The 12723-nt window shown below is 54.1% G+C and carries 13 protein-coding genes; 7 read left to right on the top strand and 6 right to left on the bottom strand.

Annotation, left to right across the window (positions count from 1 at the left end):
• Positions 1 to 93: 93 nt before the first annotated feature.
• The gene (locus AAAH10_RS00275; RefSeq protein WP_343559292.1) at positions 94 to 3141 is read right to left on the bottom strand and encodes a phosphoenolpyruvate carboxylase; all 3048 of its coding nucleotides are present in this window, start codon (positions 3139 to 3141) and stop codon (positions 94 to 96) included.
• 419 nt (positions 3142 to 3560) lie between these two features.
• Between AAAH10_RS00275 and AAAH10_RS00280 the strand changes: the two genes are divergently transcribed.
• Positions 3561 to 3830, top strand: a complete 270-nt coding sequence (locus tag AAAH10_RS00280; protein ID WP_343559295.1) for a hypothetical protein — start codon at positions 3561 to 3563, stop codon at positions 3828 to 3830.
• A 125-nt stretch (positions 3831 to 3955) separates the two neighbouring features.
• Here the strand turns inward: AAAH10_RS00280 and AAAH10_RS00285 are convergent, their stop codons facing one another.
• From AAAH10_RS00285 to AAAH10_RS00300, 4 genes are all read right to left on the bottom strand, one after another.
• A complete protein-coding gene (locus tag AAAH10_RS00285) occupies positions 3956 to 5182 on the bottom strand; it encodes an amidase (protein ID WP_343559298.1) in 1227 nt (408 codons plus the stop codon).
• 107 nt (positions 5183 to 5289) lie between these two features.
• The gene (locus tag AAAH10_RS00290) at positions 5290 to 5595 is read right to left on the bottom strand and encodes a hypothetical protein (RefSeq protein WP_343559299.1); all 306 of its coding nucleotides are present in this window, start codon (positions 5593 to 5595) and stop codon (positions 5290 to 5292) included.
• A gap of 159 nt (positions 5596 to 5754) precedes the next feature.
• The gene (locus AAAH10_RS00295; RefSeq protein ID WP_343559300.1) at positions 5755 to 6537 is read right to left on the bottom strand and encodes a GcrA family cell cycle regulator; all 783 of its coding nucleotides are present in this window, start codon (positions 6535 to 6537) and stop codon (positions 5755 to 5757) included.
• Between the two features lie 216 nt (positions 6538 to 6753).
• Positions 6754 to 7788: an ankyrin repeat domain-containing protein gene (locus AAAH10_RS00300; protein WP_343559303.1), complete on the bottom strand. Its 1035-nt coding sequence runs from the start codon at positions 7786 to 7788 to the stop codon at positions 6754 to 6756.
• 251 nt (positions 7789 to 8039) lie between these two features.
• Here AAAH10_RS00300 and AAAH10_RS00305 point away from each other — a divergent pair, with 251 nt between their 5' ends.
• From AAAH10_RS00305 to AAAH10_RS00330, 6 genes are all read left to right on the top strand, one after another.
• Entirely contained in the window at positions 8040 to 8414 is a 375-nt protein-coding gene (locus tag AAAH10_RS00305) for a hypothetical protein (protein WP_343559305.1), read from the top strand.
• Positions 8414 to 9355, top strand: coding sequence for a glutamate racemase (locus AAAH10_RS00310; RefSeq protein ID WP_343559307.1), 942 nt, complete (start codon positions 8414 to 8416; stop codon positions 9353 to 9355). The genes AAAH10_RS00305 and AAAH10_RS00310 overlap by 1 nt, the downstream gene beginning before the upstream one ends.
• Positions 9356 to 9681: 326 nt before the next feature.
• Complete coding sequence (locus AAAH10_RS00315) at positions 9682 to 9969, top strand: BufA1 family periplasmic bufferin-type metallophore (RefSeq protein WP_343559310.1); 288 nt, start codon at positions 9682 to 9684, stop codon at positions 9967 to 9969.
• A 77-nt stretch (positions 9970 to 10046) separates the two neighbouring features.
• Positions 10047 to 11003 (top strand): MNIO family bufferin maturase, encoded by a 957-nt coding sequence (gene bufB, locus AAAH10_RS00320; protein ID WP_343559312.1) that lies wholly within the window; start codon positions 10047 to 10049, stop codon positions 11001 to 11003.
• Positions 10993 to 11784: an HvfC/BufC family peptide modification chaperone gene (locus tag AAAH10_RS00325; RefSeq protein ID WP_343559315.1), complete on the top strand. Its 792-nt coding sequence runs from the start codon at positions 10993 to 10995 to the stop codon at positions 11782 to 11784. Before bufB ends, AAAH10_RS00325 begins: the two co-directional genes overlap by 11 nt.
• A gap of 119 nt (positions 11785 to 11903) precedes the next feature.
• A complete protein-coding gene (locus AAAH10_RS00330; protein ID WP_343559318.1) occupies positions 11904 to 12374 on the top strand; it encodes a DoxX family protein in 471 nt (156 codons plus the stop codon).
• A 66-nt stretch (positions 12375 to 12440) separates the two neighbouring features.
• Here the strand turns inward: AAAH10_RS00330 and AAAH10_RS00335 are convergent, their stop codons facing one another.
• Positions 12441 to 12659, bottom strand: coding sequence for a hypothetical protein (locus AAAH10_RS00335; protein ID WP_343559320.1), 219 nt, complete (start codon positions 12657 to 12659; stop codon positions 12441 to 12443).
• Positions 12660 to 12723 lie beyond the last annotated feature (64 nt).

Below are 12723 nucleotides of genomic sequence, written 5' to 3' on the forward strand. Positions count from 1 at the left end.
CCTGTAAAGAAAACAGAGGTGCGGATTTCTGTCCACACCCCTGTTTTCTTTTCTTGGCAAAAAAGTATCGGCCTCAGTAAAAAGGCATCACCTTTAACCGTGCGCACCGATACAGTTTGAAATGCCGACCGTGATCCGGCGGCACAGTTCATACTGCTCCTCCAGAGGCGCAAAGATGCGTTCATGCTCAATCCGGTAATCCCGGTTGCTCTCATCGTGGTAATCGCTTGGCTCACCGTAGTCTCCCTGATCAAGCTGGACATCATCCAGGATCGGGAAGGTTGTGCGCAGCTCTTCGAGTGCCGCCGGAATTTCCAGCGCCAGAATATCCTTCACCACATCTTCCTTGGTAAAGTCGTTGTTCACGGCAAACTGCGGAATGCGCATGGAAGACAGGAACATCTGCTGCATCAGGCAAATACGGACAACGTGCAGAATCAGAAGGTTGATCCGGCGACGGGCATGGAACGGGAAGTGCGCCTCCTGACCATCGGCCTCCAGACCATCCAGAACCTGGTGCAGCCTGATTGCATCCTCACGGAAGATGCGCAGCATGCGCTTGATGCCTTCGTAGTTTTCCAGCTCTGCAACATGGGTCGACAGGCGCAGGAACTCATCACCACGCTCCGTTCCCTTTACGGCATAGGCCTTCATGAGCCAGTGACGCGGATCGAAAAGGGCAGCATAGGCATCCGGCGTGTTCAGGCTGCTAAAGCCCTTGGCAAAGGACACCATGTCCATCAGGCGACGGACGCGATCCGAAGAACGGTAAAGGGAGATAAAGCGATCCAGATCGCGTGATACAGCCGAACCAAAGCCGCTGGCCGTGTTCGCCATGTAACCAAGCTGCTGCAGGATGGCATTGTGCGGGATTGCGCGGATCTGTGACGGGTGAGCAACATCAACACCGTGCTGACGCTCATGCTGGCGCTTGCTCTTTCTGGAACCGGTTTGATAGAGCAGATTGGTTCCGAACGTGCTCAGAAGGGCAGCGTAATCGCGGTTTTCCATGGCATTTTCATGGAAGCCCTTGAGCGTCAGGAAGAAATCAAGCGAATAGCTGGTGTCCTCGTAAAAAGGATCATTCGGCTTTTCCTGCCTGCCATAGGCATAACACAGCAGACGGGTCACAGTTGTCAGCGCCATCTTCGGCGTCTGGAACATCAAATAGCCGTCACCGCCCTGGAAACTGATCTCGTGTTTCAGCGGAACAGACAGCTCTTCATAGTGGCTGCGCGCCTGCGGAGAGGAGAGATATTTCAGACGATCTTCCAGAGAGCGCGGGTGCGCTCCACGGCCCATGGACTCACCATGGGTGTCAAAGATCACCACCTCGACCCCTTCAAGTCCTTCATCATGAACCAGCTTGGCCAGCTTGATGTGCAGACGCTCAATCGCCAGAGAGGCCGCAACCTGCCCCAGATAACGCCCGGCATCAGAAAAACCGGTCTGGATACACAGGCGTCCGCGCTTTTGAACATAGGCACGATAATGCTCGTTCTTCAGCAGGTCCCCGATAATCCCTGCCCCGCGCTGCAAGGCCAGGCCTGTCTCGAAGAGCGGGGAAATATCCAGAAGATCCTCGATACCGAACAGTCTGGCGTAATAAAGCGCGCTCAGCAGCGTGAAGGGTGTTTCACACTCAGCGATAAGGAAGCGGATCGGCTGTGTTGAATCCACATACTTGATCATCTGCGCCAGCAACATGAACGTGCGCTTGGCAGAGGTGTTTTCAGCAGCGAGATCACCGAAATTGATCCGGACCGGCTTGACAGTGGAAAGCAGCTCGTTCAGGCGGGTGACGTTGGTCCGGCTGCGACCGGTATCATCCGGATCTCCTTCCATGCCGATCGTCTTGCGGATGGCATTGTGCAGCTGGGCCGCATTCAGCCTCATGTGCATGTGCGAGACAGCCAGACCGTAGTTGGCAATCTCTGCCTTGAAGACCAGAAGCTGACGCACCAGATCGTCTTTCCGGGCCAGAGCCACAGCGCGATCCAGTTGCTGGAGGATCTCCGAGGTGTCCACCAGTCGTTCGTTCTCGTCCTCGACGATCCGCCTGGAGGTTTCACGCAGTTCCTCGCTGCTCGAGCAGGCTCCTCCGAAACAGTCACATTCACGCTCGGCCACCCGCAGGGCCAGAACCAGACGGCTGCGCAAGAGGGCCAACAGGTCCTTGAGTTCCTGCTGATCGCCGGACAGGACGGACTGGAAACCTCCGACACGGTCAATGTAGGCCTTCAACTGGGCCACCTGGACTTTCAATCGTGTGTGAAGCGTGTTGGCCCAGGTGATATCCGTCCGGCCATCCAGATCGTATCCGACCCAGCTGGCAAGGGTCAGCAAACGCGGTGTCAACCGGGTCCACTGGTCAGGGTAGTGTTTTGCGGCCACTCCCAAAGCAACATCATAGACAACACGCAACGAATTCTGCAGGGAGACAAGGGCTTTCTGGGCCTGGGCATGTTCATCCAGCAAGGTGATGGAAGCATCCGGCTTGTGTTCACTTTCCAGAATGAAACGGGACAGTTCCTCGGCCTTCGCCTGTTCGAGAACCTCTCCGTCCAGTGTCTGGTTGGAAGCCAGCTGCGCCATGGCCTGATAAAGTTTTTCAGACAGCCCGAAAGTCGGGTGCGCAGTGACAACAATTCCCTGCGCCGCACGCTCCAGTTTTCTGGCAAAATCTTCAAAGGGGCGAACGGACTTTCCATCTTCCGCAACAGCGAAAGTTTCAAGCAGCTCTGTCAGGGCCTTGCGGTTGTCCGCTTCTTCACGCACCCCCAGATAGTTCATGGTGCGCTCGGCACGATCGGCAATGGCCTCGACGGAAACAACCTGAACCAGCTGCTCCAGAAGCTCCGCACTCAGATCGCCATCATGCAGGCGTTCGGAAATATCATGAGCCATTTCCATAACCGGGTTGGAAAGCGGACGTTCCTGCATGTTCTGGCGCAGATCAATCAGGCGCTCTGCCATTTCATCGCGCAACTCTCTGGCCCGGGCATATCTGTCACTTCCGACAAGTGTGCTGTTCAGAACCGGCAGGGCCCCCATTGTAGCCGGATTGGTTGCCGTCGCCATCCGGGTCGCGCTGGTGGTGTTTGCTTCTGTCGCTTTTTCAGTCTGCTTTTGAGCTTTCATGTCTTTTATATCTCCACCAGTTGCCATCTGCCTACTCCATCCTCAACTCGTCTCAAGTCCCTTTTGCGGGTCCTTCTACCCCTGAACAGGGCCCCTCTTCAACAGATCATCGACCGGACAGGAAACCCTGCTGGAATCCTCACACGCAAAGAAGAGAAATTATTTCCTGTACAGGACGGTGACAGACTACTGATTTTCGCGAAAAATAAAAGACCGGGAGCGACCAATCTTCGTCAAAAACATCAAGAAACCCCTGATGTCTGCACGGATTAACTCCCGGAAGGCAGCTTTTGATTATAAAAAATCAATAATGGTTAAAGATGATCCTTGCAAAATATGTCAAAAAAGCATTTAAAGGTGTGATTAGAAGTCTTTAGAGGCTTGCAAATCGTTAAGAACCGATTACTATAGAAAACATGATGGACACAAACGACGATCTGATTACGCTGGAACTCGCTGATCTGCTGCCTGATGAGGCAGGGGAAGTGGTTCTCTTTGCCAGCGATGATCCCGTTTCAATTCAGTCTGACAGTCCTGTTGTCAACAGCGGTGTTGTCGAGCATGACCATATCACCATGACAGGCGAGAATGTTTCCGGCCTGACCTTCAGCCACTTTGCAAACGGCATTACGGTCTATCACGACAGCAGTGACATCCAGATTGTTGCGCCGCTGGTTGCGGAAATGTAGACCAGCCGGACTGCTGACAATACCCACACAGGCCTGATCCTCCGGACAGGCCTTTTGTTTTGGAAGCAGAAAGAGGAAGAGCCGTTCAGGCAAAACCTCCCGGCTTTCCAGTAACAGCGCGCCTCCTAAAAAGGCATCAGGGGCGCAGCTTCACCGGCACTGTCCTCTCCGCCTGCAAAGCTTCTGACAAAGGCCATCAGCTTTTCATCGCTGTCTGCCCCGCCCATCAGGGACAGCCCCAGCGGGCACCCCTGAAAAGAGGCCAGAGGCATTGTCACCTGTGGCAAACCGGTCAGACCGGCAGGCGATGTCAGGGCAAGAAGGTCCATCCTGTATTGGGCGAGATCCTCTGCCTTCGCATTCATCATGGGGGCAATCCCCGGCGCTGACGGCAGGGCGAGCACAGCACCTCCCCCCAGTTTCAGGCGCAATCCCCGGGCGTAGTGCTCTCTTTTGGCCTGGGCCTCTTCCATCTGTGTTTGTGTCACAGAGCTTGCCCAGTCCAGACGCTGCTGGATGTCCTCGGCAATTTTCGGTTTTACACGGCTCATCCAGTCGCCATAGGCCTGCCAGATTTCATAGGCCTGGACAGTCCGGAAAAGATCAGCCCCTTCGGCCAGATCCTGTAACCCGTCAGCCAGTCTGACGCGAACGGCCCTGCCCAGTCGCTGCTCCAGACGTTCAAGATGCGGAGCAAAGGCCCGACGCACATTTTCATCAAGAAGTTCAAAGGCATCCTCGGCAACAAGGAGCTGTGATGGCGCAGCCTCAACCTGCTGACCGGCATCCAGACCGGACAGAACACGCCCAACCAGCTCCAGCATCCAGGCATCACGTGCAAACCATCCGACGGTGTCAAAGCTGCCTGCAAGCGGGAGTACACCTTCGCGGGAAATCCGGTCATGCGTTGTACGAATGCCGAACAGGCCACAATAGCTGCCCGGAACCCGGATTGACCCTCCGGTGTCAGATCCCAGTGCAAAATCAACAAGGCCGCCGGAAACGGCCGATGCAGAGCCACTGGAGGAACCGCCAGGGATACGGCCGGGCGCTTCGGGATTTGCAGGCGTGCCATAATGAAGGTTCTGCCCGTTCAGACTGTAGGCAAACTCGTCTGTTATCGTTTTTCCGACCACCATTGCACCTGCAGCCAGCAAATCGGCGACCACTCTCGCATGCTCTTTGGAAGGACGCCGCCGACTGGCCCAGTCCGGGTTTCCATATCCGGTCACATAGCCCTTGAGATCAAAGATGTCCTTGACGGCAAAGCCATAACCCCTGAGCGGCCCTTCTCCGGCACCTTCAAAGGTCATATTTCCATTCGGAACAAAAGCACCAAGACTGTCAAACATAAGGATCACCCGACGCGGTTCATAAACAAAAAGGCAAACAGTGATTTCTGTTTGCCTTAAAGCAGTTTTTTCATTTCAGGAAAAGGGGAACCGTAAACTGCCTTCTTTCAAATCTCCGGAGTTTCCTCATCCGGACCGGCGTTTTCGTCCTGTTGCGGTTTCTGATCGTGACGCTCAATCACAATATTCCCGTCATCGTCAAAACGGGGCAAACCATAACGCGGAAGAGACTCAATCAGATTTTCCAGGGATTTCTGAACATCACTCAGCCCCTCCTGCATCTTTCCGATCGCTTCCTCGGCATCCCTTTCAAACTCCTCGGCAGGAGAATCAGCCACAGCTTGCGACATTCCTGTCCCCAGCAAGGCAAGAGCAACCAACACAATACGGGAACCTCTCACGACACGTTTCATTATCCTGTCCTGTTCTTCCAGCGTCATATCACAAACAACTCTGTTACTGAACTGTAGCAAAAGCCTGACAAAATCAAGGTCTGTCACATATTATACCACAAAAAAGGGGGCCTGATCTGCTCAGTCCCCCTTCTGGAATATAGCACAGCACCAATACTCTTATGCTGCTTCTTCCTCATTGTTTGACTCTGATGTCTCGGGCTCGGGCTCGGCCGGCTCAGGCGCCTCACCCTTGGTCTTGGTGATGTACGCACGCGCACAGTGTTCTGCACAGTAGGGCTTGCCGTGAACAGCAGGAGCTTCACAGAAGTGGAAGTCAGGATCGCCGGGATCGCCAATCGGCCACAGACACTTCGGACCACGGCTCTTGCGCGGTGCAGCAGTCGCACCGCTGAAAAGACGGCGGTCAGCAGCTTCGATCGCTTCCTGATTTTCCTTCTTGCTGTCAGTCTTGCGTGCGGCATCGGAACGCCCTGCAGTAGCCGCAGCTTTTTTCTCGGCCACCGCAGATGTCTCGGCCTGAGACTTTGCAGCTATCGCAGCAGCCTTCAAAGCCGCAGCTTTTTTCTGCATCTCTGCTGTCTTGGCATCCACAGCAGCAGGGGCATCAGCTCTGGCAGGAGCTGTTTTCGCCTTGGAAGCCGCTGCCTTTTCTGCTGCCGGCTTTGCTTCAGCCTTTGGCGCAGATACAGTCTTTGGAGCCGCTTTTTTCTCTGCAGGCTTTTCAGACGCGGCTGTTGTGTCCTTGGTGGCCAAGGCCGCTGTATCCTCTGCAGCCTTTTTACGCTTGATCGGAGATGGGCGTGCGGAAAGCTTCATACGGTGCGCCTTACCGACCACAGCATTCTTGGAAACACCCAGTTCCTTGCCAATCTGGGATGCTGAATGCCCTTCAGCCCAAAGCTTCTTGAGAAGCTCGATGCGCTCTTCTGTCCAGTTCATCAAGTCTATCCGATTTCGAAACGTCTACTGTTGTTTTTATGGTCCACTTCCGTGGCGAATCGTCGGGGTAACATATAGAGGCTGATCACCGGAGTCGAGTCTCTGTGTAAAAAAAAATCGACTATCATTCAACCATCTGATTTTAAATGGTTTTTATAAAAGCTGACACACTTCAGGGAAAGTTTATTCCCGATAAAAAGCCTGCTTCATACAGCCCTATTCGGAAAGCTGTTCAGAAAGCTCTTTATCTTCAATAGTTTGATCGCTTTCAGGATCCTTGCGGAGCCTCAGGCTCTTTAAAAGCGCCTGACGGATAAGACCCGTCTCCTTTAGTCCCATGGCTTTCTGATATGTCCTGACAGCCTTTCTGGTGTTCTTCCCGGCCACTCCATCTGCCTCCCCGGAAAGATAGTTTGCCTGGATCAAAAGCTCCTGGGTCTCCCTGATCTGCTCCCGCGGCAGCTCGGCCGTCGCCAGATAGCGCGCCAGTCGCAGATGTTCGGCCTGCTCGGCCATATAGGCCGCCGTTTCCCCGGCATTGTCCTCTGCATCAATGTCTGCACCAGCAGCAATCAGACGCTTGACGATCCGTTCGGACCCCGAGAGAGCTGCAGCCATCAAAGGTGTCATTCCCAGAGGATCACGGTGATTGACCTCGGCTCCGGCCTCCACCAGCATCCCGACAGTTTTGGGCATCCCCAGCAAAGCAGCCAGTTGCAGGCCGGTCCAGCCATCCTGATCCAGCCGGTCGACAGGAAACTCGTCCTCCACCATTTTTCTGACGGCTTCAAATTCACCATTTTCAATGGCCTGGAACCAGCTTGCCAGAAGCTGTCCCTTCACCTCTTCCTCGCCGCCATTCCTTTCCGGGGTGGCAGGCTTCCAGTCAGAAACAAGTTTGCGGGCGAGCTTCAGCTCTGCCTCATCCAGTCCCTGCTCCAGTTCCTCAACCAGTGAAGAGGCATCATTCAAACCATCACGCTCAGCCAGAGTTGCATAAAGATAGGCAATAATCGCGTCTCTCGGCACACCGAGACCGTTCACATAAAGCTCTGCCAAAGCCAGCTGCGAAGGACCATGGCCCTGATCAGCAGAAACCAGCCAGAGACGAAAAGCGGCTTCATAGGCTTCCTCTTCAAAGGCCTTTTGCCCTTCTTCAAAGTTGTCTGCCCGTGCCGGCGCAAACAGCAGAGCCAGAGAGAGCGCGGCAACAAAAGCGACTGATCCGAAATTGAACAATGAACGATGCATGAAAAAGGTAACCGGAAATCTCTTTTCTGTTCATCCTGTCTGGATGAATTCAGACACTATGCTCTGGTCGTAAAGATATTATAAAGACACACAAAAATATCCACTCGCCTCACCCGACAACAAACGATAAAAAAAGGGCTTTTCAAGGCCGCCGTCACAAAGAACTCACAATGGGGTTTCGCTCTGCCTTGATCCTGCTTTTATCTCCTGTCATAGAAACACAAAAGCACATTCCTTTGGACAAAAAAATCATGCCACGCTTTCTGGCCCTGGCCTCCTTTCCTCTCATTGCTCTTGCGGTCCTGCTCACGGCCTACCTGACGACCGATCTCTTTGAAGGAACAGCGGAGCGAACCGGCGGAGCAGACCGGGAGGCTCTTTACAAATCCATTGCGGCCCTGGGGCGTCTCTCGGACCACAGCATCGAGCAGGTTCAAATCCTGTCTGCCTCCGAGCTGCACCTCATTCTCGAAGGCGACACAGACAGAACTGTCCTGGACAAGGCGCTTGAACAGCTCTGCCGGAAAATTCCGGCAACGCAGAGAGAAAGCGTTGTCATCTCCTTTGCAACCGGCAACAACCCTGTTGAACGCAGAAACTGCAATCTTGCAGGAAACGGGGACTGATGAAACAGTCCTGTCCTTCCCTTCTGAACAGTCCGATCGGCGTCTTTGATTCCGGGTCCGGAGGCCTGACCATTCTGGCCGGCCTGCAAAAGCATCTTCCGGGAGAAAGCTTTGTCTATCTGGGAGATCATGCCAATGCACCCTACGGCCCCAGAACAAACAGCGAAATCTACGCTCTGACCCAAAGGGCTGTGGAAAAACTTTTCAGCCAGGGATGCCGCCTTGTCATCCTGGCCTGCAATACAGCTGCAGCCATCGCTCTCAGAAAGCTGCAGCAGGACTGGCTGCCTGAGCACTATCCCGGACAGACCCATTCCATCCTCGGCATTCTCGTGCCAACCATCGAGGCTGTCACGGGACGCCCCTGGCTTGAAACCCCGGTTGTCACCGCCCGGGCTTCATCCGACAGAATTGGCCTCTTTGCAACAGAGGCAACCGTCCGCAGCCGCAGCTATGACACCGAAGTGGGCAAGCGTTCAGAAACAATCCGGCTCTACAGCCAAGCCTGTGCCGAACTGGTTCCTGCCATAGAACAAAGCCTCCGGGCAGACAGGATGGACCGGCTTATTCTCGGTTATGCCCGGGAATTGCTCGCGCAGGTTCCCCCGTCTTCAAACTCCAGACCTCTGGACAAGGTGTTGCTGGGCTGCACTCACTACCCTCTGGCTCTGGCTTCTTTCAAAAGAGCCTTTGAAGAACTCCTGCCCGAAGCGGACAGACCGGATTTTATCTGTCAGCCTTCTCTTTGCGCCCTTTCCCTGAAAAGCTACCTGGACAGACACGCTGCACGCCTGAACCACACAGCACCGAACGAAAGCCTGACAGGGCCCGTGACAACCCCCCTTTTGCTGACGTCCCTGGACAGTGCCATTGATCACAGTTCACTGGACAGCCTGGCTGAGCAAACCCTGGGGACATCCTGCTCTTTCAGGAGAGTCTGAGCAGAATAAGTGACACAAATTCAGCCATTTACTACATACCTCGCGCAAGAGGTTATAAAGTTTTTTTTCATAACTGCTGTGCCATAAACAGGGATCGCATCTTTCGAACCCATGAAGATCAGGGAGCAAATTCACCGGTTTTCAGCGCATCTGCGCCTCTTTTTTCTCACTGTGATCACAGAACGAACCATCTGAGATAACTGATATGTTACTTTGGTGTCAGAAAGGTCTGCACTAGATTTTGAGTGTGACCAAGGCAGCCTGTCTGCCAACGATGCGATTTTTTTAACATGCCACGATTCACTTTAAGCTACGGGAGAACTATCATGGCGAATAAAACTGTAACTACTCTGGGTGTTGCTGCTGCTCTGGCTGGTGCGATGACAATGGCTGCAACTTTCTCTGCACAGGCTGCTGGCAAGGAAAAATGCTGGGGCGTTGCCAAAGCAGGCCAAAACGACTGTGCAAACGCTGCAGGCACACACTCCTGTGCGGGTCAGTCCACAGTTGACTACCACGGTGGTGACTGGAAACTGGTTGATGCAGGCACCTGTGCCGAGCTCGGCGGTCAGCTGACATCCTTCGAAGGTGTAAACGCTGACGTTAAATCCTGATCCGGATTTAGGTTACCGTACCTCGCTGATCCCTTTTAACGGGGTACACACCCTATGAGATTGAAAGGAGAGAACCCGTGACAGAACAACGTTCAACCCCTGCGACACAGCTGCAGAATGGCCCGAACACTCTGTCAAAGACGGGTTCTCTCCCTTCGTCTGCCGCCTTTGATCACCGGATCATTCCCTCAAAGGCGGGGATTGGTCTGCGCAGCGAACACCTGATGGACTTTGTCAACGGGCGCCCCGAAACAGCCTGGCTGGAAGTCCACAGTGAAAACTATCTCGCCGAAGGAGGGCCCCGTCAGGACGCTCTGCTGAAAATTCGTGAGAACTATGCCATTTCCTGTCATGGCGTTGGCCTGTCTCTCGGGTCATACGAAGGACTGGACGAAGAACATCTGGCCCGCCTGAAGGCCCTTTATGCCAAAGTTGAACCGGGCCTCGTTTCCGACCACGTGTCCTGGTCTGTTACCTCCGGCACTTACCTCAACGACCTGCTGCCCCTTCCCTATACCGAGGAAGCTCTGGATGTAATCTGCAGAAATGTGGAGCACGCGCAGGAAAGTTTTGGCCGGCAAATTCTGATCGAAAACCCCTCCTCCTATGTCAGTTTCATTGAATCAACGATGCCTGAATGGGAGTTTATGAGTGAAATCGTCCGCCGGACCGGCTGCGGCCTGCTTCTGGACGTCAACAACATCCACGTCAGCGCGGAAAATCACGATTTCGATGCGGAGGCCTACCTCAAGGCCGTGCCATTGGACAAGGTTCAGGAAATTCATGTGGCCGGACATCTGGTCAAGGAGTTTGACGAGCGCACAATCCTGATTGATGACCATGGTTCCATGGTCAACGATGCAGTCTGGGCACTCTTTACAAAAACCCTCGATATGATCGGTGCTGTTCCAACCCTGGTTGAGTGGGACACCAACGTTCCTGCACTGGACGTCCTGCTGGGCGAAGCGGAAAAGGCCCAGTTGAGGCTGGACGCAGCAGCCGAGCGCCGAAGCGGAGCCGGTCATGCTGCGTGATCTCCAGAAAAACTTTGGTGACTTTGTTCTCGACCGCACAGGCAACGAGCTGGTGGCCGGGGAAATTCACCGGAACGGCATTGAACAAGGCGATCGTCTTGCGATCTATCGCAACAACACGCTCGGCTCCCTTGCCACAGCCATGCAGCACGCCTTTCCGGTCGTCTGCCGCCTGCTGGGAGAAAACTTCTTCAGACGCATGGCACGCGTCTTTGCCGGACAGTATCCCCCGCAGGCACCACAGCTTCTGGCCTATGGTGCCGACTTCATTCCTTTCCTGCAAAATTTCGACCCTGTCAAACCGCTGCCCTATCTGCCGGATGTTGCAAAGCTCGAATGGCTCATGAATGAAGCCTATTTCGCTGAAGATGCAGCGCCACTGGCACCGGAAACGCTTCAGGGCGTCCCGCCGGAAGCTTACGGACAGCTTCGTTTTACCGTTCATCCGGCCCTGCGCCTGATGAAAAGCAACTGGCCCGTTATGACAATCTGGGAGCTTCACCAGCAGGACACAGTGACAAAGGAAGACCTCAATGCCGTCAAGCTTCAGGGCAACGGGCAGTCTATCCTCGTACATCGTCCGTGGTTCCAGGTTGAACAGGCCACCATCCCGACCGGGCAACTCGCCTTGCTGGAGAGCTTTGCCAAAGGTCTGACTCTGGAAGAGGCCGCAGCAGCAGCCTTGCAGGAAGCGCCTGAAACAGATTTACAGGCCGCTCTTGCGGATTGCCTGCAGAAAGGCTGCTTCACCGCATTCCATTTACCGGAGGCCACGGCCTGAAAGCCCGGCCTCCCCCCCGCACGTTTTTACCGTGCAAACCAAAGGGTCCGGCAACGACCCAATGACAAACACATACCGGAACAACTCAAGAAACCGGACAAGGACTTAAGGATAAATCCATGACTGATACTGCAAATGCAACACTGGTCGATAAAATCAAGCCTGCTGCATGTGCAGCAACCAAAACTGCTGACACCGTATTGTTCCCTGCGATGCAGCTTCTTCTGCGCGTCTGGATGGCGAACATCTTTTTCAAGGCTGGTTTGACCAAGCTCAACGACTGGGAAAGCACACTCTTCCTGTTCGAGTATGAATATCAGGTTCCAATCCTGCCGGTTGAGCTGGCGGCTTTCGGGGCAACAGCTGTTGAACTAGTTGCTCCCGTTCTTCTCGTGCTCGGTCTCTTCACACGTCTGGCGGCCCTGCCAATGCTGGTGATGGCCTTTGTGATCCAGTTCACCCTGCCGGAAGCCTATCAGCACGATCAGCATTACTACTGGATGATCTTCCTCGGCCTGCTGATTGCCAAGGGCGCCGGAACCTTCTCTGCAGACCACTTCCTCGTGAAGAAATTCGGCGGTCACAACTGATCCCTTGCCTCAAAGAGCAAACGAAAAGGCCTCACCAATCCGGTGAGGCCTTTTTTGATGAACGCTTTAGAAGACGAAGAGGGAAAGCATCAGGGTAAACACCCAAAGCCCGGATACCAAAAGGACAATGGATTTCGCCAGCGTTGCCTTGTAGCCATGCCTGGAACGTTCCCCGACACAGAGCTTGTCGTATCGAACCGCTGCTCTCCAGGTGCCAACCAGCTGCCAGATCCAGAAGAGAAGGAAACCGGCAAAGACAAAAGCAAAAACTCCTAAACTTTCCATGTCCTCCAAAACCGACTGAAAAATCTTATCCAGAAGAAAGCCCAGAATTAAAAAATTGAACCAG

This window comes from Carbonatibacter coralli, assembly GCF_039592655.1.
GTDB lineage: Bacteria > Pseudomonadota > Alphaproteobacteria > Kiloniellales > Kiloniellaceae > Carbonatibacter > Carbonatibacter coralli.